General features: G+C 42.3%; 16 protein-coding genes. 7 read left to right on the top strand and 9 right to left on the bottom strand.

Annotated features, from left to right (window positions below):
- The first annotated feature begins 151 nt into the window (after positions 1–151).
- The 3 genes from V6Z54_RS16840 to V6Z54_RS16830 all read left to right on the top strand — a co-directional run bounded on the left by V6Z54_RS16840 (position 152) and on the right by V6Z54_RS16830 (position 4,707).
- Entirely contained in the window at positions 152–1,054 is a 903-nt protein-coding gene (locus V6Z54_RS16840; RefSeq protein WP_034280677.1) for a LysR family transcriptional regulator, read from the top strand.
- Between the two features lie 94 nt (positions 1,055–1,148).
- On the top strand, positions 1,149–2,885 hold the full coding sequence (locus tag V6Z54_RS16835) for an ABC transporter ATP-binding protein (RefSeq protein ID WP_073979189.1): 1,737 nt from the start codon (positions 1,149–1,151) through the stop codon (positions 2,883–2,885).
- Complete coding sequence (locus V6Z54_RS16830; RefSeq protein WP_338527510.1) at positions 2,878–4,707, top strand: ABC transporter ATP-binding protein; 1,830 nt, start codon at positions 2,878–2,880, stop codon at positions 4,705–4,707. The genes V6Z54_RS16835 and V6Z54_RS16830 overlap by 8 nt, the downstream gene beginning before the upstream one ends.
- 49 nt (positions 4,708–4,756) lie before the next feature.
- Here V6Z54_RS16830 and V6Z54_RS16825 read toward each other — a convergent pair whose 3' ends face one another.
- On the bottom strand, positions 4,757–5,584 hold the full coding sequence (locus V6Z54_RS16825; RefSeq protein ID WP_041085635.1) for a MerR family transcriptional regulator: 828 nt from the start codon (positions 5,582–5,584) through the stop codon (positions 4,757–4,759).
- A gap of 87 nt (positions 5,585–5,671) precedes the next feature.
- Here V6Z54_RS16825 and V6Z54_RS16820 point away from each other — a divergent pair, with 87 nt between their 5' ends.
- Entirely contained in the window at positions 5,672–6,235 is a 564-nt protein-coding gene (locus V6Z54_RS16820; RefSeq protein ID WP_073979204.1) for a GNAT family N-acetyltransferase, read from the top strand.
- A gap of 68 nt (positions 6,236–6,303) precedes the next feature.
- Here V6Z54_RS16820 and V6Z54_RS16815 read toward each other — a convergent pair whose 3' ends face one another.
- From V6Z54_RS16815 to proC, 3 genes are read right to left on the bottom strand one after another with little or no spacing between them, the layout of a single operon-like run.
- On the bottom strand, positions 6,304–7,572 hold the full coding sequence (locus V6Z54_RS16815) for a glutamate-5-semialdehyde dehydrogenase (protein WP_073979191.1): 1,269 nt from the start codon (positions 7,570–7,572) through the stop codon (positions 6,304–6,306).
- An 18-nt stretch (positions 7,573–7,590) separates the two neighbouring features.
- Positions 7,591–8,709 carry a glutamate 5-kinase gene (gene proB, locus V6Z54_RS16810; protein WP_041085641.1) on the bottom strand — a complete coding sequence of 373 codons (1,119 nt, stop codon included), beginning with the start codon at positions 8,707–8,709 and terminating at the stop codon, positions 7,591–7,593.
- A 27-nt stretch (positions 8,710–8,736) separates the two neighbouring features.
- Positions 8,737–9,573 carry a pyrroline-5-carboxylate reductase gene (proC, locus tag V6Z54_RS16805; RefSeq protein WP_258954555.1) on the bottom strand — a complete coding sequence of 279 codons (837 nt, stop codon included), beginning with the start codon at positions 9,571–9,573 and terminating at the stop codon, positions 8,737–8,739.
- 431 nt (positions 9,574–10,004) lie between these two features.
- Between proC and V6Z54_RS16800 the strand changes: the two genes are divergently transcribed.
- Both V6Z54_RS16800 and V6Z54_RS16795 read left to right on the top strand, forming a co-directional pair.
- Entirely contained in the window at positions 10,005–11,201 is a 1,197-nt protein-coding gene (locus tag V6Z54_RS16800; protein ID WP_041085645.1) for a cytochrome P450, read from the top strand.
- A 131-nt stretch (positions 11,202–11,332) separates the two neighbouring features.
- Entirely contained in the window at positions 11,333–13,375 is a 2,043-nt protein-coding gene (locus V6Z54_RS16795; RefSeq protein WP_041085647.1) for a molybdopterin oxidoreductase family protein, read from the top strand.
- Between the two features lie 41 nt (positions 13,376–13,416).
- On the opposite strand, the gene V6Z54_RS16790 is transcribed toward V6Z54_RS16795, so the two are convergent.
- The 3 genes from V6Z54_RS16790 to xylA all read right to left on the bottom strand — a co-directional run bounded on the left by V6Z54_RS16790 (position 13,417) and on the right by xylA (position 17,057).
- Complete coding sequence (locus V6Z54_RS16790) at positions 13,417–14,100, bottom strand: glycoside hydrolase family 11 protein (protein WP_024422656.1); 684 nt, start codon at positions 14,098–14,100, stop codon at positions 13,417–13,419.
- An 84-nt stretch (positions 14,101–14,184) separates the two neighbouring features.
- Complete coding sequence (gene xylB / locus V6Z54_RS16785) at positions 14,185–15,684, bottom strand: xylulokinase (protein ID WP_305960227.1); 1,500 nt, start codon at positions 15,682–15,684, stop codon at positions 14,185–14,187.
- 35 nt (positions 15,685–15,719) lie between these two features.
- Entirely contained in the window at positions 15,720–17,057 is a 1,338-nt protein-coding gene (gene xylA, locus V6Z54_RS16780) for a xylose isomerase (protein WP_041085654.1), read from the bottom strand.
- A 210-nt stretch (positions 17,058–17,267) separates the two neighbouring features.
- On the opposite strand from xylA, the gene V6Z54_RS16775 reads away from it, so the two are divergent.
- A complete protein-coding gene (locus V6Z54_RS16775; protein ID WP_041085656.1) occupies positions 17,268–18,428 on the top strand; it encodes an ROK family transcriptional regulator in 1,161 nt (386 codons plus the stop codon).
- A gap of 46 nt (positions 18,429–18,474) precedes the next feature.
- On the opposite strand, the gene V6Z54_RS16770 is transcribed toward V6Z54_RS16775, so the two are convergent.
- Together V6Z54_RS16770 and V6Z54_RS16765 are read right to left on the bottom strand one after the other, a co-directional pair.
- The gene (locus V6Z54_RS16770; protein ID WP_338527509.1) at positions 18,475–20,082 is read right to left on the bottom strand and encodes a glycoside hydrolase family 43 protein; all 1,608 of its coding nucleotides are present in this window, start codon (positions 20,080–20,082) and stop codon (positions 18,475–18,477) included.
- 24 nt (positions 20,083–20,106) lie between these two features.
- On the bottom strand, positions 20,107–21,498 hold the full coding sequence (locus V6Z54_RS16765) for an MFS transporter (protein ID WP_041085660.1): 1,392 nt from the start codon (positions 21,496–21,498) through the stop codon (positions 20,107–20,109).
- Between the last annotated feature and the right edge of the window lie 101 nt (positions 21,499–21,599).

Below are 21,599 nucleotides of genomic sequence, written 5' to 3'. Positions count from 1 at the left end.
TTTCTCTCCCCCGTTTAAAAGATCCGTTTTTTCACAGTAATAAAATCTCACAAACTCTGTAACTTATTTTAAGTTTTCAAATTAATATAAACAATATATAATTTAGATCAAAACAATCTCTTTTTGAGATAGATGGGTGTGAAGTGCAAAAATGGAGCTTCGTCAGTTACGTTATTTTGTAGAAGTCGCAGACCGTGAACACGTGTCAGAAGCGGCTGAAAACTTACATGTTGCCCAATCTGCCATCAGCCGGCAGATTGCGAATTTAGAAGAAGAACTTGGAGTGGCCTTATTCGAACGAGAAGGACGAAATATCAAATTAACGAAGATCGGCAGACAATTTTTAGATCATGTCAGAACTGCACTAAAAGCCATTGATTACGCAAAAGAGCAAATTGATGAATACTTAGATCCGCACAAAGGAACGGTGAATATTGGCTTTCCTACAAGTCTAGCAAGCCAAGTGCTCCCTTCTGTCATCTCTGCTTTTAAGCAGGAATATCCAGAGGTCGATTTTTTACTTCGTCAAGGATCCTATAAGTTTCTCATTGAAGCCGTTAAAAATCGTGATATCGATCTTGCCTTTTTAGGACCTGTACCGACAAACGATTCTCAAATAGAAGGAAATATTTTGTTTTCTGAAAGCATTTATGCCCTTTTACCGGTTAGCCACCCCTTTAGCGGACAAAGGAGCATTCATTTAAGTGATTTAAGAAAGGATCATTTCGTGTTATTTCCTGAAGGGTATGTGCTGAGACAAATTGCGGTTGATGCTTGCAAGCAGGCAGGCTATGAGCCTACCATTTCATCTGAAGGAGAAGATTTGGATGCCATAAAAGGTCTCGTATCGGCAGGTATGGGCGTTACTTTATTACCCGAAAGTGCCTTTTATGAAACAACACCGCGATTTACAGTGAAAATTCCGATCGATTTCCCTCAAGTGAGACGAACGGTTGGCATTATTGCATCTAAAACGCGAGAAATGTCTCCTTCTGCCCATGATTTTTATGTGTTTGTGAAGGATTTCTTTTCTAAAATTGAACAATATAAATAATTCACTAAAACAAGACATTTCATTTGTAGAAATAATCCCTCTTTGTATATGATGAGTTACAGAACAAAAGACTATATGGAAGAAAGGTATTCGTATGAAATCAATTTTATCATTTTTAAAGCCTTATCGGCTGTCCGTTGTGTCCATTGTCATTCTCACCTTTTTAAGCAGTATGCTCCAGCTGTATTTACCGACGTTAACAGCAGATATCGTTGATGTCGGTATCGTCCAAGGAGATATTGCTTACATATGGAAGGTTGGCGGCTGGATGGTGGCATGTTCTTTACTCGCCATTTTGCTCACCATTTGGAAGTCTTACTTGTCATCAAAGACAGCTCTTGGCTTCGGCCGTGATATGAGAAGACAGCTGTTTGTGCATGTCGAACAATTTTCATTAGAAGAATTTCAAAAGATCGGCACGTCTTCCTTTATTACTAGATCAACAAATGATGTGAAACAAGTCCAAGATGTGACGATCATGATTTTACAAATGATGACGCGGGCCCCGCTTATGCTTGTGGGCGGAATTATTTTGGCTGTTTCCAGGGATGCTGTCCTGTCTCTTATCTTTTTAGCAGCCCTCCCCCTTCTTGGAGGATTTATCTATTTAGTGTCAAGAAAAGCCATTCCGCTATTTGGCCAGCTTCAGAAAAAAACAGACCGGCTGAATTTAATTATGCGAGAATCTCTTTCAGGCATCCGGGTCATTCGTGCATTTAACCGTGTAGATGATGAAAAGGAGCGATTCCAAGAAGCTAACACGTCCTATAAGGATACTGGCCTTAGAGTCAACCGATTAATGGCTTACTTGTTTCCATTTATGCTGATCATCATGAACTTCACGAATATCGGTATTGTCTGGCTTGGTGCAAACCGAATTGATGCCGGAGAAATGGAAGTTGGTAATCTCATTGCCTTCATTCAATATGCGATGATGATTTTAATGGCACTGATTATGCTGTCGATGAGCTTTATTATGGTCCCAAGAGCACAAGCATCAGCTAAACGTATGAATGAAGTGTTAAACATGGAACCAAAGATTAAAGACAAAGAAGAGTCTATGACTGAGCTTCACGAGCCCGCCCACTCCATTCGCTTTGAGGATGTGTCATTTTATTACTCAAATGCAGAGAAACCGGCCGTTCAAAACATCACGTTTGAAGCCAAAACTGGCGAAACAACAGCCATTATCGGAAGTACGGGTTCTGGGAAAACTACCCTTCTCCAGCTGATGACGCGTTTTTATGAAGTGACAGAGGGCCGGATTACATTAGATGGTGTAGACATTAGAGAGCTGCCTCAGGAGAAACTGAGAAACCAAATGGGCTATGTCTCTCAAAAAGCTGTTTTATTCAGCGGAACCATTGCCGACAATGTGCGTTTTGGCAAGCAGGATGCAAGCGATGAAGACGTCTGGCAGGCGCTGCGAACCGCGCAGGCCGAAGAATTTGTTTTGCAAAAAGATGGCGGAATTGAAGGAGAAATTGATCAAGGTGGTTCCAATCTATCCGGCGGCCAAAAACAGCGGCTTTCCATTGCAAGGGCGCTAGTGCGAAAACCATCATTCTATCTGTTTGACGATAGCTTTTCAGCACTTGATTACAAAACAGATGCCAAGCTGCGGGCATCATTAGAAGCAGAAAAAGCACATGCAGCCCTCATCATTGTCGCTCAACGAATCAGCACAGTGAAGCATAGTGATAAAATCATTGTACTTGATGAAGGAAAAATAGCAGGTATCGGAACACATGAACAATTAATAAAGGATAATCTTGTGTACCAAGAGATTGTCGCATCACAGGAAGGTCAGGAGGTGAGCGAGGATGAGTAAGAAAATGTCTTCCGGCATGGGCCATAAAGGCGCCCACCCTAAAGGGCCAGCCGCAAAACCGAAGGAATTTAAGAAAACACTGTTTCGGTTGACAGGCTATTTAAAACCAAGAAAATTTCAGCTGATCATCGTCTTTATTGCAGCAATTGGTTCAACTGTCTTTAATGTCATTAGTCCAAAGCTGCTTGGGGATGCCACCTCTTCCCTATTTGACAGCTTTACGAATGGAACAGCTGTTCAATTTGATGTCATTTCACGAATACTTTTGCTGCTTGTCGTCCTGTACGTAGTTGCTTCTCTCTTTTCATTCGTTCAACAATATATCATGGCCGGTGTCTCTCAACAGACCATTGCTGAATTACGCCAAGAAGCAAATGACAAGCTCACACGTCTCCCCCTTCGTTATTTTGATAAAACAACCCACGGGGACACACTAAGCCGTGTGATGAATGATATCGATAATATTAATACATCGCTTCAGCAGGCGCTCACCCAAGTGATTACATCTGTTATTACAGTGATTGGAATTGTCGTGATGATGCTTTTCATCAGTCCCTTACTTACGTTGCTTGTTTGTTTGACGCTGCCACTCAGCCTGTTTGCGATTCGCGGCATTACGTCATTTTCTCAAAAGCATTTTAAAGCGCAGCAAAAAGAGCTTGGGACGATCAATGGCCATATTAATGAGATGTTTACAGGACATCAGACAGTTCGTGCGTATGGCTACGAAAAGAAAGCAATCGATACATTTGATCAATTAAACGAAAAGCTGTATGAATCCTCAAGGAAAGCGCAGTTCATTTCTGGTTTAATGATGCCAATGATGACCTTTATCGGGAACCTTGGCTATGTGGCAGTCAGTGTAGCCGGCGGGATTCTTGTCATTAACGGGAATATTCGTGTCGGGGATGTTCAGGCGTTTATACAATACACCCAGCAAATGTCTCAGCCGCTTGTGCAAGCATCAAGTGTCGCAAACTTAGTTCAATCAGCGATCGCTTCTGCTGAAAGGGTCTTTGAAATCCTTGATGAGGAAGAAGAAAGTACCGAAGAAGATGCGGCGATTGATCTTGCTTCACTCTCAGGTGATGTGAGCTTTGAACAAGTTCAATTCGGATATGAAAAAGATCATCCAATTATTAAAGATCTTAATTTAGATGTGCAAGAAGGACAAACAGTTGCCATTGTCGGACCAACAGGCGCAGGAAAAACAACCATCATCAATCTTTTAATGCGTTTTTACGAGCTAGATCAAGGCTCCATACGCATTGGCGGTGTCAAAACAACTGATCTCAGCCGTCAGCAAGTACGAGAATTATTTGCGATGGTTCTTCAGGATACGTGGCTCTTTGAAGGAACGATTTACGACAACATTGCCTATGGCAAGCAGCACGTTTCCAAAGAGGATGTCATCAAAGCCGCCAAACATGCCTATGCGGATGATTTTATCCGCACGCTTCCAGATGGATATGATACACTCTTAAAAGAAGATGCCGGCAACCTGTCACAAGGTCAACGCCAGCTGTTAACCATCGCCCGTGCCATTTTATCTGATCCAAAGATCTTGATATTAGATGAAGCAACAAGCAGTGTGGATACACGGACAGAGATGCATATTCAAAAAGCAATGAATGAATTGATGAAAGGCAGAACGAGCTTCGTGATTGCACACAGACTTTCAACAATTAAGGATGCAGACCTCATTTTAGTCATGAAGGATGGAAGCATCATTGAAAAAGGATCGCACAGCGAACTTTTAAAACAAAAAGGCTTCTATGCAGATTTATATATGAGTCAATTTGCCGAAAATCAAGTTGGTTAACATCAAAAAAGAGGGTAAACACGCATGTCACATGCTGTCTACCCTCTTTTCAATTGTTATCTGCTCGCTTCTTCACTTTTACACTGAGCTTCGTTATATACTCTGCTTCATCTTTAGACATGAGCGAATGAAGTAAATACTCCTCAAATACATCTCCATCCAGCAACATGCCCTCTTTCTCGATTTCATCTAATAAATGCGAATAAGCAGACTCAATCTCATCATATGTTCCTTGATCATATATCACCGCATAGATCCCACCAGGTTTTTTCACTGCCCCCGGTCCATCCATTCGGCAGAACAGTTGATCTGACTGATGATAGTGGCGCTTACGAAACTGTTCCTTTTTTAAGACAGAACCATTTGCCGCAGCCCCTTTTATGCCAACTTCCTTTAGAAATTCCCCTACAATACGTGATATTTCTTCTACAGGTGTATTTAAATCGATCGGGTTTGAAGCACTTAGTATGACTGGTTCTTCTGGCAGCTCTTGAAACAGGACCTCTCCTATTTTCACAGTTGATAATTCATGCGTTGTCTCGATCACCCGCATAAGAAAAGCTTGGATATCTTGCAGCTTTTCAATCTCTTGTTTGACCCTTTCTACTTGGTCGGCCGCTAGGCTTTGCAGTCTTTCGCGGGAAGGTTCTGTGAAATATTGTTTTAACTCTTTGATCGGAAATTGAACAGCTCGCAAGGATTGAATCGCAATAAAATGGTCAAATTGCTCAAGTGTATAGTAACGGTATCCATTTTCATGAACACCAGCCGGCTTAAATAAATCGATTTTATCATAATACAGAAGCGTATCTTTTTTTACATCAAATAGCTTGGCAAATTCTCCAGTGAAAAACGTTTTTTGCACATCATTGATCATGATGAAGGCTCCTTTCTTGACTATGGAGTAACTCCATACTTTATCATAACATGCAGAAACACCACTACGCAGGGAAAGGATAAGAAAATGAACAAAATAACTCAACATGAAGTGACATTAGCACAAGCAAATAAAGAGGATTTCCCTTCTATGAAAAAAGAGCTTCAGAAAGCTTTTACAGCTGGCGTGATCGACGCATTTGGCGATGCGCAGGATGGACCGTTTCCGCCAGATGCAGTAATTGATGAATCTTTTTATTCGAATGAACACATTGTTTATCATATTATGCTAAATGGTGAAAAGGCAGGCGGTGTTGTCATCAAAATCAACCAAGAGACACATCACAACTCGGTTGATTTGCTATACATCTCCTCATCCTCTCACGGCCGGGGTATTGGTCAAGCAGCATGGAAAGCCATCGAGGCGCAATATCCAGAAACAATTGTATGGGAGGTTGTGACCCCTTATTTTGAAAAACGCAACATTCATTTCTATGTCAATAAGTGCGGCTTTCAAATTGTTGAATTTTATCACTTACACCATCCAGACCCAAACGCACCTCGTGAAGCAGATCAGGGCAATGAGACTCTAGCACCTGAGGAATTTGAATTTTTTAAATTTGAGAAGGTGATGAAGAAAAACGGTTCATAAGGATGATAACATGCATTATAAAGTTAAAAACACTACCTCATAAAAAGGTAGTGTTTCTTGAATCTTTTCTAGCTTCTAATCTGACCGTCGCCACATAGAAGCAGCTTAGTTGTCGTGAGTGCAGGAAGTCCCATTGGCCCTCTTGCGTGGAGTTTTTGAGTCGAGATGCCGATTTCAGCTCCATAGCCAAGTGCGCCGCCGTCTGTAAAGCGAGTCGATGCGTTATGATAAACAGCCGCCGCATCGACTTCGTTTAGAAACGTGAGTGCATGTTTTTCATCTTCTGTCACGATGGCTTCTGAATGTTTTGTGCCGTACTGATCGATATGGCTGATCGCTTCCTCGATTGAATCGACTACCTTCACTGCAAGATCAAGACTTAAATACTCATCTGTCCAATCCACTTCCCCAGCAGGAACCGCATCTGAAAAGTAAGACTCTGCTGCCTGATCGCCATGTACAGTGACACGGTGCTCCTGCAAAGCTTCATTTAATGAGACTGCATTTTCTTTCAGCCAATCGCGATGAATAATCAGCGTCTCAAGTGCATTACATACAGCCGGACGATTCGTTTTCGCATTGATCACAATCTCAATAGCTTTTTTCACATTCGCGGTTTGATCAATAAAGATATGGCAGTTTCCTGTCCCTGTTTCAAGCACTGGAATAGTGGATTCCTCCACCACTGTTTTGATTAAGGAAGCTCCGCCTCGCGGAATTAACACATCGATCCATTCTTTAAGTTGAAACATCGCCTGAACCGATGAACGGTCTGTTTGTTCAATCAATTGCACCGCATCACGAGGAATTGTTGTTTGATCCAATGCTTCATGAATCACACTGACAATGGCTTTGTTGGAAGAAATAGCGGAGGAACCGCCTTTTAAAATCACTGAGTTGCCTGCCTTTAAGGCAAGGCCTGCTGCATCGACAGTGACGTTCGGTCTCGCTTCATAGATCATCCCGATCACGCCGAGCGGTACTCTTCGGCTTTTCACATGTAAGCCGTTATCAAGAGTCCATTCATCCAATATTTCTCCAACAGGATCTGTTAATCTCGTCACGAGCCGCAAACTTTCAGCAAACTCATGAATTCTTTCTTCATTTAACATTAACCGATCTAAGAGTGCCTCTGAGAAGCCCTTTTCTTTCCCAGCATTTAAATCCTTTTGATTCTCCTGTAAAATGAAGCGGCTTTTTTGCTCTAACGCTTCTGCCATTTTAAGCAGCGCGTCATTCTTTTCCTCTGTCTGAAGTAAACTTAGTTTTTTTGAAACGTACTTTGCTTTTTTCGATTTTTCTTTGACCGATGTGACAACTTCAGCTGTCAGTGTCATGGAATTCCTCCCTTTTGGTTAACAAACTGGAATCGATAAATCTAAATGACAAACAAATGCTTCAAGATCGACGACATGAACGATTTCATCTTGTAACAAGTCACTCTTACGTGCGAGTTCATCTGACGCATAATTCACAATGCCAAGCCCTATTTCTCTTCCATCTTGATCTAAAATACGGACGACATCGCCTTTTTTAAATGAACCTTTCACACTGACAATCCCATCAGAATCAAGACTTCCCTCTCGGTGCAGGAGAAATTCCTGTGTTTTCTCTTGAACCACGATCTCACCCTTTGGTCCAGAATGAAAGGCAATCCACTGCTTTTTATAGTTCAGCGGCGCTACATTTTCGTCAGCGGTAAAATAAGTGCCGTCCTCTGTCCCATTGATCGCTTTGTCTAAAATGTGAGGCGTATCTGCTTTTCCTAAAAAGCCATTGATCCCTGCGGCCATTGATATTTTAAAAGCATCGAGCTTTGATTTCATTCCGCCTGTACCCACGCTGCTGCCTGCGTCTCCAGCAGCTGCTTCGATGTCTTCTGTAATGTCAGTGACTTCAAGAATTCTCTTTGCATTTGGATTTGTATGAGGATTATCTTCATACAAGCCATCAATATCAGATAAAATGGCAAGGAAATCCGCATCAATTAAGCCAGCTACTTTTGCAGACAATGTATCGTTGTCTCCAAACTTCAACCGATTGATCGTCACTGTATCATTTTCGTTAATAATTGGGATGATGCCTCGATCTAATAACACATTCATTGTGTTGCGCACATTTTGATATCGCGTTTCATCAGAAAAATCACTTCTTGTGATTAAGAGCTGTGAGGCAATATAACCGTGTGATAAAAATAAAGTAGAATATGATTCCATTAAAAGCCCTTGCCCAATTGAGGCAGATGCCTGCTTTTCCGGCAGTGTTTTCGGTCTATCGATAAATCCTAGTTTTCGGTAACCAGCTGCAACCGCACCAGATGAAACCAAAATGACTTCGTGTCCTTCATCTTTCAGTTTCACAATTTGATTGACGAGGTTTTCTAGTTTTTTCAAACTAATCTCACCTTGAAAGCTAGTAAGAGAGCTGCTTCCGATTTTCACAACAATTCGTTTTCTCTCTTTATCTGCGTACACCTTATCACTCCTGCATCTGAACTCTATTTATATAGATACTTTTTGTTTTTGCTGATTGCTTATCTCTTTTGATCGATTGGCAGCATGTTTGACAGCCTGCTTGATCGCTTCTCCTCCGCCAAAATCATCTAATGCATTCAGTCCAGCAGCAGTTGTTCCATTTGGTGACGTAATTTTCTCTCTTAGGACTGAAGGGTTTTCCTCTGTTTCTTGGAGCATTTTTGCCGCACCGAGGAGTGTCTGCGCGCCAATTTGGCGAGACAATTCCTTTGATAAACCTGCCTCTTCCCCTGCTTCTTCGATTCTTTCCATTAAGAAATAAAAGTAGGCGGGCCCGCTTCCAGCAATTCCAGTGAAGATATCCATTTGCTCTTCCTGAATGGTATAGACTTCGCCCATTTCAGATAAAAGAGCCTGACTTATGCTCATATGATCGTTTTTCACGTATCGTCCAGCAGATAAAGCAGTCGCTGATGCCCCGATTGTACTTGAGGTATTTGGCATGACCCTTATTACAGGCTGACCTTCGTGCAGCATGTCTTCAATATACGATAGCTTAACACCTGCAAGGACAGACATGATGAGCTGCTCTGACTGAATACGAGGTTTTAATGATTCAAGTGCTGCTTCAGCATCCTTTGGCTTCATGGCCAGGATCAACATATCCATTTCTTCAAAAGGAAATGAATCCATTTCGGCTGTTTGAATTCCGTATTGTTTCGTTAGTTCATTCAATCGATGTTGATTTTGTCTGTTTGTTGCGTAGATTTGGCCTAGCGGCATCTGTCCTGATCGCACAATCCCTGCAATCATTCCTTCCGCCATAGAACCTGCTCCAATGAAAGCAACTTTCTTTTGATCAATGATATTGACCCTCTCCCTTGTTCGCTTTTTGTTCGCGTTTTTCGCACGTTAGTAATCGTAACATGATGAGAAATCGTGTCAAGAAAGAGCCAGCGCTTTTCAAAAGTCCCGAATGCATGGCGGACAGCTTGCTGCAAGTATGTTAGCCGTGTTTTTCAAATACAGTGATTTAGATCAAAAGAACTATAATCATTTGAATCATAGGACCCTTTCATTCGACTGAATTCATCATTTTATTTTTGGTTTCGGTGACTTCAATTCTATTTTTTAGAAAGCGCTCTCATTTTAATGACTTTCTATTTTCCTATATGGTGAATGTGCTTGAATCTTTCGATTAGACTATTGACATATTTTAGAAAACATGTCCGTTGAAATGATTTTTTACTGGTGATACCGTGAAAGAGAAATCATGTGAAAAAGGAGCGTTCATAATGAAAGTGAAAGAAAACTATGTCAATGTGATTCCAATGAAAGAAATCCGTTCTACCGATGACCTTCTTTTCCCATTCCCTATTTACAATGAGCTGCGTGCAGAAAGTGATATTAGATTTGATGAGACAAGAAAGTGCTGGGATCTCTTTCGATATGCGGATATCCAGTCTGTTCTAAAACAGCCTAAAGTGTTCTCTTCACAGCGGGGAAGAAGCACGTCTAAAACAAGTATTTTAACGATGGATCCTCCAAAACATACAAAGATGAGAGCGCTCGTGAATAAAGCATTCACTCCAAAAGCGATCAAACAATTAGAAGATAAGATCAAAGACCTGACACATGATCTATTAAATCATGTCAAGGATCAACGTACCTTTGATATCGTGCAAGATTTAGCAGCGCCCCTGCCAGTGATGATCATCGCTGAGCTTCTCGGTGCAGAGGTGCAGGACAGAGAGCTGATTAAAAAACATTCTGATGCCCTTGTGGCAGGTGCTAAGGATGAATCAAAAGAAGCCATTCAGGCTGTTGTAGATATGCAAAAACGCGCTGAAGAAGAGCTGTCCATTTATTTTACTCATCTGATCAAAAAACGAAAAGAAACGCCTGCGGGTGACTTGATCTCGCTTCTCATTCAAGCTGAAATCGATGGAGAGCGTTTAACAGAGAATGAACTGCTTGGCTTTTGTATTCTATTACTTGTTGCAGGCAATGAGACAACGACCAATTTAATAACCAATGCCGTACGACTGCTGACAGAGCAGCCGCATATCGCTGAATCCGTTCGACAGGATCCCTCTCTTATTCCTCAATTAACTGAGGAAACGTTACGGTATTATCCACCTGTTCAAGCCATTGGTCGAATCGCCGCAGAGGATGTTGAAATTGCTGGCGCACGCATTGAAAAGGGAGACTACCTCATCGGCTGGGTTGCTTCAGCAAATCGGGATGAACAGAAGTTTGAAGATCCAGATACGTTCCGGCTTGACCGGAAATCAAATCCGCATATGAGCTTTGGGTTTGGCATTCATTTCTGTCTCGGTGCACCGCTTGCCCGGCTTGAAAGCAACATTGCGCTTGATGTTTTACTCCACACGTTTCAAGATATCACCTGCGTAACAGATCAGCTAAAACCTATTCAAAGCACGTTTGTTTTTGGGGTAAAAGAATTTCCTGTACAAGTCACCCGTTTTTAAAAGTCCCTTTTTCAGGGGCTTTTTTTCATTTTCTTCAATTCATCATCTCTTTCTTACCTTCCACCTCCGAACATGCTAAAATAAAGTCCATACAAAGCGATAACGGAATGCAGAAAGGAAGCCGAAAACTCATGACCGATTATACAGCGATGAAAGACGGAATTTTCAAATCAGTTTGTTCGTTAGATTGCCCGGATCAGTGCGGTCTTTTAATACATAAAGAAAATGGAAAGATCGTGAAAGTGCAGGGAGATCCGGACCACCCTGTCACACAAGGAAACATATGCAACAAAGTGCGTAATGTCACAGCCCGTTTATACGATGAAAAAAGACTGACCACTCCTTTAAAACGTGTTGGCCGAAAAGGCGAAGCACAGTTTGCGCCGATTACGTGGGAAGAAGCCATTGAAACCATTCGTCAAAAATGGACAAAGCTGATCGAAGAAAAAGGGCCAGAAAGCATTCTGCCTTACAGCTTCTATGGGAACATGGGCAATCTCAACGCAGAAGGAATGGACCGTCGCTTTTTTTATCGTCTTGGTTCAAGTCAGTTAGACCGGACGATCTGTCAGTCAGCGGGAACGACTGGCTATAAATATACAATGGGTGCAAGCATTGGGACAGACCCTGAAGACACCATTCATACGAAACTATTTATCTTTTGGGGCATCAATGCCGTATCGACCAATATGCACCAAATCACCTTGGCACAAAAAGCGCGAAAGCAAGGAGCTAAGATTGTCGTGATTGATGTTCACAAGAACCAAACCGGCCGGATGGCAGATTGGTTCATTCCGCTTCGACCTGGTACTGACAGTGCGCTTGCCCTTGGCATCATGCATGTCCTTTTTAAAGAGGAACGTACAGATGAAGCCTTTTTAGAGACTTACACGGTCGGCCATAATGAGCTGCGCGAGCATGTGAAGCAGTATGATCCAGACACAGTTGAGCGAATCACGGGTGTCCCTAAGGATGACATCATGACACTAGCTAGAATGTACGCTGAGACATCACCATCTCTCATTCGCATTGGGAATGGTTTGCAGCACCATGATAATGGCGGGATGAGTATTAGAACGATTTCCTGCCTCCCTGCCCTGACTGGTCAATGGCTGCACAAGGGCGGCGGAGCGATGAAATCAAACTCTTCTTTTCTTAGCTATAATGAAACAGCTCTTCAGCGGCCGGATTTATTAAAAGAACGCACGCCTAGATCATTTAATATGAATCAGCTGGGCAGCGTGCTGACAAGCGCAGAGCCTTCCGTTGATTCTCTCTTTATCTACTCGTGCAACCCAGCAGTTGTAACACCTGAAGCGAATAAAGTCAGAGAAGGTTTGCTGAGAGAGGACTTATTTACAGTGGTTCATGATTTATTCTTAACAGAAACAGCGGCGTATGCAGACATTGTTCTGCCGGCGACATCTGCCTTTGAAAATGAGGATTTCTATACATCATATTGGCATCATTATATTCAAATTCAGGAGCCAGTGATAGAACGCTACGGAGAAAGCAAATCTAATACTGAAGTATTCCGCCTGCTCGCTCATGCGATGGGCTTTGAAGATCAAGCCTTCCGAGAGACAGATGCTGAGCTCATGGAACAAGCTCTTCATCATCCAGAAAATCCGCATTATGAGGACATTTCATACGAAGCATTAAAAGAAAAGAAATGGATCAAAGCAAAGCGTGGATCTTTCGAGGAATTAAAGCTTCAAACCCCAAGCGGGAAAATTGAGCTTTATTCTGAACAAATGAAAAAAGACGGGTATCCAGCACTTCCAACCTATGTGCCCCTTTATCAGGAAAGCGATTATCCGCTTACCTTTATACCGGGGCCGAACCATAATTTTTTGAATTCCACCTTCTCACTTCATGAAAAGCATCAAAAGCTTGAGAAATTTCCGAAGCTTCACATGAATGAACAGGATGCAAAGGAAAGAAAAATTGAAGATGGTGACATGGTCCGTGTGCTGAACGACCGAGGAGAGTGTGAGCTTGTCGTGTCAGTCGGTCAAAATGTTTTATCTGGTGTTGTGGTCAGTCAAGGATTATGGGCAGATCAAAAAGGCAAAAAGCATTTAGTGAATGGATTAACACCTGATCGATTGGCAGATATGGGCGGCGGCGCGACGTTCTTTTCTGGAAGAGTGGAAGTTGAAAAATTATCATAGAAAAAAGCCAGCCGTTTGTTGCTGGCTTTTTTCATATGCTTTTATCGAATCATCAGCTGATTCGTCATGACATTCGCACTTCCGTTGCTTCGATAGCCTTCTACAGTTAATGCTGTTTCATACATTTTTCCCATTGGCATGCCTAAGCTTTCCCATTTTTTAAAATGCTCACTGACGGAGACAGTTCCGCTTGTGCGTTTTGTTTGACGTACACTCCAATATTGTTTGAAGGTAGCATCTCCAATGATAGAAGGCTGATTGACACGCAGCGTTTCATATATGTCATATGTGCCTCCATCGGCATAAAATGATCCTTTATACGTTCCTGTTGGACGATATGTGCCCCATGACTCAACAATGTAGTATTCAGCTAATGGAGATTGTGTCCAGCCATAGACACATAAATAGGAATTCCCGCCCGGGTTAAAGGCTGCGTTGTAGTTGATGGAGATGTTACCAAGTTGATGATGAGTTTTAGTGGAATCAAACTTCTTTCCTTTTCGAAATAAGGCATTTCCGATATTGTTCCAGCTTGCACTAAATGCCCCGCCGTTATTGAGAGTCATTGAGGTATTTCCGTAATCCTTCCATAATTCAAAATCGTATCCGCTGTGTGTACCTATCCTATTATCATAAATCGTTTCCGCATGAGCTGGCACAGCCGTCAGTGTCAGCACAAATCCAATACACATCACAAACAACAGCCTCAATCTTTTCAAATTCATTTTCCATTCCTCTCCTTTTTTCATTCGTATTGTTCTGTCATCCCTAAGATGAAAAACCCATCACCTCCTTTCATGCACTTTCTGCTAGATGGAACGATACGGCTTTAACCCGGCATGGATGTCTTTTGTTTGTGTATAAATCCTTTGATACAAATGAAATAAATCGGCATATACTTCTGCATGCTGCTGATTTGGCTCATAAACAGCGGCTTGATGGATCAATTGATTAGCACATGCTTCAAGTGACGGATACCACCCGCAGCCAACCGCGGCAAGCATGGCTGCACCTAATGCAGGCCCTTGTTCATTTTCTAACTGGATGACGTCAGCCTGAAAAATGTCTGCTTGCATTTGAAGCCATGTCCGGCTTCTTGCACCGCCGCCAATGGACACAATAGAATCTATGTTTTTTCCTGCCTGCCGGAATAATGCGATAGATTCATTTAGCGAAAAGGTAATTCCTTCTAACACAGCTCTGACAACATGTGCCCTTTCATGCCTGCTGTCTAATCCAATCAAGCTGCCGCGAATGATCGAATCCGCATGAGGTGTTCTTTCCCCGACTAAATAGGGAGTAAAGAGCAATCCTTTCGCTCCTGGCGCTACATGAGCCGCACCTTCTAAAAGTGATTGGAACGATTCCTCAGGAGCTAGTAAGTGTTTTGCCCAGTTAAGACTATATCCCGCTGAAAGGGTGACGCCCATTGTGTAAAAAGCGTCTTTTTTTGCATGATGAAACAAATGCAAATTCCCCTGAAGTTCCCTTTCATGATCTTCTTCATAGGAGAGAATGACACCCGATGTGCCGATGCTGCATAACGTGCGATCAGTGGATAAGATACCAGCACCAATTGCTCCGCAAGCATTATCTGCCCCGCCGGCAAAAACCTTCACGCCCTCTTTCATCCCAACATCACGTGCAATGTGCGGCAAAAGTGTACCAACCTCCGCATCTGATGTGACAAGCGGCGGGCAAATATGAGGAGAAATATCAAATGCCTGACAAATCTCCTCACTCCACGTCTGTTCACCGATATTTAACAGCAAAGTGCCAGCCGCATCAGAATAATCAATATGGACAGCGCCTGTTAAACGAAATCTGACATAATCTTTTGGGAGTAAAAACATGTCGATTTGTTGATCAATATGTGGTTCATGTTCCTTTACCCATAGTAATTTAGGCAGTGTGAATCCTTCTAACGCCTGGTTTTTTGTGATCTTTTGCAGCCGGTCCCCCAGCTTTTTTGTCATGTGTTCACATTGTGCTGTCGTTCGTGTATCATTCCATAAAATTGCAGGGCGGAGTACTTCGCGAGATTCATTTAATAGAACCAGCCCATGCATCTGTCCGGAAAAGCTGATGCCCTCTACTTGCCTTGAATGAACAGGCTGCTTTGCCATCAGTTCTTTCATCACAGCTATTGTCTGCTCTACCCAATCCTCGGGATGCTGCTCACAATATCCCGGTTTCTCTTGAATGAGGCGGTACGGCTTAGAGGCTTCGCAGCACACCTTTCCGCTCTCATCGACTAATATCGCTTTGACTCCGCTCGTTCCAAGGTCAATTCCCATCACATACTTCATGTTTTCACTCCTTCAAAACAGGTCCGCCCCTTCAATTAATCTTCTAACAAGTATTGATTTAAACGGGCTTTCAGCTGTTCCTCTCTTCCCGATTCGTTTCTGATCAAAGGATGTTTCAGCGCATATTCTTCTAATGTATGAAAGTTTGCCTTCCCTTCTGAAATGTCAAGTCCAATTCCTTCAGAAAAGCTGCGATACCGGTGCTTTATCACATCTTCAAACACACGATCTTCTATGAGTCTATGAGCGACCCGCAGTCCCTTTGCGAATGCATCCATTCCGGCAATATGGGCATATAAAATATCGTCAAGTTCAAAGGAAGCTCTTCTCACTTTTGCATCAAAGTTGAGACCGCCAGCCCCTAACCCGCCATTTTGCAAAATTTCATACATGGCAAGAGTAGTGGCATACAGATCAGTTGGAAATTCATCTGTATCCCACCCAAGAAGCGAATTGCCTTGGTTTGCATCAACAGAACCGAGCAGCCCATGAATTCTTGCGACACGCAATTCATGCTCAAACGTATGGCCAGCGAGTGTCGCATGATTGGCTTCGATATTTAATTTAAAATGAGAATCTAATCCGTATTGCTTTAAAAAGGCGATGGATGTCGCTGCATCTGTGTCGTATTGATGAGTAGTTGGCTCCTTTGGCTTTGGCTCAATTAAAAATTGACCTGTGTACCCAATTTCTTTTGCATAATCAACAGCCATATGCAAGAAGGCCGCCATGTGATCAAGCTCTCTTTTCATATCTGTATTGAGCAGCGTATCGTACCCTTCTCGTCCACCCCAGAAAACATAATTTTCTGCACCAAGTTCTTTGGCGGTTTCGATGCCTTTTTTGACCTGTGCGGCCGCATAGGCAAAGACATCTGCATGACAAGATGTCGCAGCACCGTGTACAAATCTAGGATGCTTGAACATATTGGCCGTGTTCCACAGCAGCTTTACTCCGCTTTGCTTCATGTATTCTTTCATTCTTTCTAAAATGATGTCTAATTGTTGATTGGTCTCTTGAAGCGTCTCTCCCTCTGGCGCGATATCGCGGTCATGGAATGAAAAATACGGAACATCCAATAGGTCAAAAAGTTGAAAAGCGACTTCCAATCTTGCTTTTGCTAAATCCATTCCGCTATAGGAGTCCCATGCTCTCCGCATCGTGCCCGTTCCAAACATGTCAGTTCCATCAGCGGTTAATGTATGCCAATAAGCGACTGAAAAACGCAGGTGGTCTTTCATTGTTTTTCCGCCAATCACTTCGCTTGGATTATAGTATTGAAAAGCGAGTGGATTTTTTGATTGTTTTCCTTCATATTGAATTTTGCCGATTCCTTCTAAGCTGTATAACGTTTTCATATTTGATTTGGCCATTCTTTATTCCTCCTGATTAAACTTTGTAAGTTGATTCAACAAACTAATGAACAATCTATGAGAAAATCACTTTGAATTTTCCATATTTTTTAGTTTTTTAGAAATATTTTCGTTATAATAAAGTTAAAATCATCTATCTTACTGAATACATGCTGAAAAAAGCAGCTCTTCTCAACTTAATCTAAAGACGAAACAAATGGAGTGGATAACGTGGATATCGCTGATCAGAACTTTGTAAAAAAAATAAATCAAAAACTATTATTAAAAGAAATTCTCCAGCATGCGCCCATTTCGAGAGCAAAACTATCTGAACGCACTGGATTAAATAAATCGACTGTTTCTTCTCAAGTAAGTACGTTAATGAAGGAACATCTTGTTTATGAAATCGGTCAAGGTGAGTCTAGCGGCGGGAGAAGACCGGTTTTACTGATGTTTAATAAACGTGCTGGCTGCTCCATCGGGATTGATGTTGGCGTTGATTATGTCAATGGCATATTAACAGACCTTGAAGGGTCCATTCTTTACGAAGAGCAGATCAAGCTCCCACCCAGTTCTCCTGATGTGACGATACGTAAATTAATTGAATTAATACAGCAGCTCATCACACAAATGCCCTCTTCCCCATACGGGCTCATTGGCATTGGCCTATGCATACATGGTTTAGTGGATACAGGTGAAAAAATCGTGTTTACGCCCCATTCCAAATGGAAAAATGTTGATCTGAAAACCACGCTCCAAGACACATTCCAAGTACCGATCTTCATTGAAAATGAAGCAAATGCCGGTGCATATGGTGAAAAAATCTTTGGTGCCGCTAAACATTATGACCATTTGATCTATGCAAGCATTGGCACTGGCATCGGGATCGGAATCATCATCAATCATCATTTATACAGAGGAGCGTACGGCTTTTCTGGTGAAATGGGACATATGACGATCGATTTTAATGGACCAACATGCAGCTGCGGGAACCGTGGGTGCTGGGAATTGTATGCATCTGAGAAAGCCTTGTTTCAGTCTCTTCAAACAAATGGTCAGCATATCTCCCATCAAGAACTGGAACAGCTGGCCAAGTTAAATGATATGAGAACGCTCAATGCCCTGCGCAACTTTGGTTTTTACCTTGGCGTCGGTCTCACAAACGTCCTTCATACCTTTAACCCGCAAGCCATTATTTTAAGAAACAAAGTGATCGAATCACATCAGACGGTTCTACATGTGATTGGGGAGGAGGTATCCTCGCGAATGGATACGCAATTCAGCTCACAGGTAGAGCTGCTCCCCTCATCATTAGGACACAATGCACCAGTATTGGGGATGACATCTCTTGTCATAGAAGCTTTCCTGCAAGATGCCACCCTCACAACATGACCTCTTTTTCCAAAAAAGACAGCCCGTAGTAGCGCGTTGTCTTTTTTTATTCATCTTTTTCCTCATAGCGAAAATAGTGAAAATCAGCAGGCAGACGCTCGCCGCTCGTATCTTGACACTGCATACCGACAAATGCCCCTGTAAAAAATCCCCCACCTCTAATGAAATCATCGGATAAATGGATGGATTCAAGCGGCACATCAATTTCTTTCCACTCTTTTTGATCAAAAGAATAAGAATATTTATATGTCTCTTTCTGTACAGTCACTTTTAAATAGACATAAGTGACCTCGTCTGGAATGATGATTTTATGTGTCAATGGCTGAGAAAAGGCAAGGTTTTCACAGACAGATAGCTCAAGCGTGCGCCCAAGTTCCTCATCATATGTCACCTGAAGTGCTGTCCAGTTTTCCGTATTATAATAATTCACAAGACCAGCGGCTTGCTGAAAGTTTTCTGGGAAGAACGAAACAGCTGTCTCTGCTTCAAAATAAAAGCTTTGCCAGCGCCTTGCAACAAAAGCTTGGGTAAACTTAGACGTTAAAGATTCGTGACCGAATAACCTTAAATGCTGAGGTTTCTCCGTTAACGAACCAATCTGATCAGTAAACGGAATTCTTAATGTTTGGAAGTGTCTATTTAGTGTTGATTCTTTAAATTCATCGACTGTATGATAGGTTGGTGCAAAAACCTTTTCTTCGATCTTTGGCGCTTCAACCTCAAGCGTCCCCTCTTTTCCGCCTACAACATAAGGCCAGCCATCCTTCCATTCTAGCTTTTGTATGGCTGTTTCTCTTCCTAAAGGGCACCACCCTCTCTGTTGAAAAATAGATTCCTTGCTTGATTGAATCGGGCGACCAGTGAGATGAGCGAGATACCATTCATTTGTATGCGTTTGAACGATTGAAGCATGCCCGCATTTTTGAAGCGGATGTTCAGGCGTATGGAAGGCACTTAAAATCGGGTTATCCGGATGAACCTCATAAGGCCCTTCAATATGCGGAGAGCGGGCGATCGTTGCCGCATGCTCATACCTGGTACCTCCTTCTGCCGTTAATAAATAGTAGTAGTCACCGATATGATACAGATGCGGCGCTTCTGTCAGTTTAATCGGTGTGCCTTTAAAAATGACCTTCCTTTGACCGATGAGCTTCTTTTCAGCCACACTATATTCCTGCAAGGCAATACCTGCAAAGGAATGGTGCTTTTCTCTATGATCCCACAGCATATTTAAGACGTATTTCTTCCCGCTTTGATCATGGAATAAAGATGGATCAAACCCGGAGCTGTTGAGCCGGATCGGTTCACTCCAATCGCCGTCCACTTCGCTCGCCGTGACCAAATAATTATGACCGTCTTTAAATGGACCATCCACTACTTTGATATCTGAATAAATAAGCCAAAATTGCCCATCGGCATAGCTTAAGCACGGTGCCCATACTCCGCCAGAATCAGGATTCCCCTTCATATCCAGCTGCGAGGTTTTTTGCAAAGGACGCGCAGCAAGGCGCCAATGGACGAGATCCTTTGAATGATAAATTTGCACCCCTGGAAACCATTCAAATGTAGAGACAGCCATATAATAATCTTCTCCTACACGGCAAATACTTGGGTCAGGGTTAAACCCTTTGAGCACTGGATTGGTAATCTTCATTGAACTTCCTCCTCTTTCAGAGACCTACATTTTAAAATCGTCCATATGATCGATATATACCTTGTCTCTGTTCTCAAGCTCCCGTACGACTTTTTTATGTTTTTCTTCATCTAGGTTATAAAAATTAATATCCACCATCGCTAAAATCAGTAAGCATACAGGAATCACCGTTGTCGTGATTAAAATGCCCAGTAATGCTTCTGGTGTTTGCATTTGATTCGCAATATAGCCAAAGCGATCGAGTACAAGCCCTGGCACAATCCCGCCTAATGCCATCCCAAATTTAAAGAAGAATCCGATGATGGCATAGATGAGCCCGCCCATCCTTTTCCCTGTTTTATATTCGCCATATTCAACGGTTTCAGGAATGAGCGCCCACATGTAAGCACCGGCTGTAATACTTCCTGCAGCTGCAACGAGCCTGAAAATAAGTATTAAAGTGATTTGACTCGGCGGTATCACAAGTAATGCAAGAAGTCCTACAATATTCAGCAATAATGAATAATTCAGCAGCTTTTTCTTTCCTAACAGCTTGTGCAGTTTTGGAATAAACGGCAGCACCATTAAAGCTGGCAGACTGCCAATGAGTCCGTACCATTTCACTAAATCTTCTCTGCCGAGGTTATACGTCACATAATAGATCCCAACAGAGTTGCTGATCGAGTTCACGCCAAAAATAATAATAAAGAAAATGCTTAATACAACAAGCGGACGATTCACACGTAACTGGACAAAGATATCACTGAACTTAATTTTTTCCTCAGGCTTTTGAAGCGTGACACGTTCATTCGTGCTTTTAAAACAGAAAATAAGTAATGCACCGCCAAGAACGCCGAGAAAAGCCATCGTCATCTGCCAGCCGAGAGCTGTATTTCCAGTTTTATCACTCAAAAAAGTCGCAAGAAAGGGAACAAAAAAAGCAACAACTAGACCTCCGAGATTAGCAAAAAGCATACGAACAGACGTAATACTGACAACCTCTTGGTTATTTCTTGTCATTGCGGATGTTAAAGCACCATAAGGAACATTGATGAATGTGTATGTAAGCGATAAACCAACATACGTGATGTAGGCATAAACGAGTTTACCCATTTCAGAAAAATCAGGTGTCGTAAAGCAAAGGATGGCGAGTACCACAAAAGGAAACGCACCGAATAACAAATAAGGTCTGAACCTGCCAAAACGGCTGTTCGTTCGATCCACCAATGCACCAATAAACGGATCTGCAAGCGCATCAATGGCGCGAACAACTAAAAACATCGTCCCTGCTGCCGCCGCTGATAAACCATACACATCTGTATAAAAAAATAATAGATACGTAGAGACAGTTGCATAAATTAAGTTACATGCGAAATCTCCTGAAGCATATCCCACTTTTTCAGACATACGAATCTTTTTTAAATTCTCACTTACCATGAGCTTTCTCCCTTCTTCTCTTAGCCTCTTCTAATGAACAGATGATGGAGGGCAGCAGCAGTCAATGCAATGAATATAAAGCGCTTTCAATTTGTTGTAAA

The sequence above is a fragment of the Bacillus sp. MAG717A genome (genome assembly GCF_036884855.1).
Classification (GTDB): Bacteria; Bacillota; Bacilli; order Bacillales; family Bacillaceae; genus Bacillus; species Bacillus safensis.
Note: the sequence above shows the minus strand (reverse complement) of the source record. Positions and strands in the feature narration are given on the sequence as shown.

Coding starts and splice junctions, on each gene's coding strand:
- V6Z54_RS16840 (WP_034280677.1), top strand. CDS start 152: ATGGAGCTTCGTCAGTTACGTTATTTTGTAGAAGTCGCAGACCGTGAA.
- V6Z54_RS16835 (WP_073979189.1), top strand. CDS start 1,149: ATGAAATCAATTTTATCATTTTTAAAGCCTTATCGGCTGTCCGTTGTG.
- V6Z54_RS16830 (WP_338527510.1), top strand. CDS start 2,878: ATGAGTAAGAAAATGTCTTCCGGCATGGGCCATAAAGGCGCCCACCCT.
- V6Z54_RS16825 (WP_041085635.1), bottom strand. CDS start 5,584: ATGATCAATGATGTGCAAAAAACGTTTTTCACTGGAGAATTTGCCAAG.
- V6Z54_RS16820 (WP_073979204.1), top strand. CDS start 5,672: ATGAACAAAATAACTCAACATGAAGTGACATTAGCACAAGCAAATAAA.
- V6Z54_RS16815 (WP_073979191.1), bottom strand. CDS start 7,572: ATGACACTGACAGCTGAAGTTGTCACATCGGTCAAAGAAAAATCGAAA.
- V6Z54_RS16800 (WP_041085645.1), top strand. CDS start 10,005: ATGAAAGTGAAAGAAAACTATGTCAATGTGATTCCAATGAAAGAAATC.
- V6Z54_RS16795 (WP_041085647.1), top strand. CDS start 11,333: ATGACCGATTATACAGCGATGAAAGACGGAATTTTCAAATCAGTTTGT.
- V6Z54_RS16790 (WP_024422656.1), bottom strand. CDS start 14,100: ATGAATTTGAAAAGATTGAGGCTGTTGTTTGTGATGTGTATTGGATTT.
- xylB (WP_305960227.1), bottom strand. CDS start 15,684: ATGAAGTATGTGATGGGAATTGACCTTGGAACGAGCGGAGTCAAAGCG.
- xylA (WP_041085654.1), bottom strand. CDS start 17,057: ATGGCCAAATCAAATATGAAAACGTTATACAGCTTAGAAGGAATCGGC.
- V6Z54_RS16770 (WP_338527509.1), bottom strand. CDS start 20,082: ATGAAGATTACCAATCCAGTGCTCAAAGGGTTTAACCCTGACCCAAGT.
- V6Z54_RS16765 (WP_041085660.1), bottom strand. CDS start 21,498: ATGGTAAGTGAGAATTTAAAAAAGATTCGTATGTCTGAAAAAGTGGGA.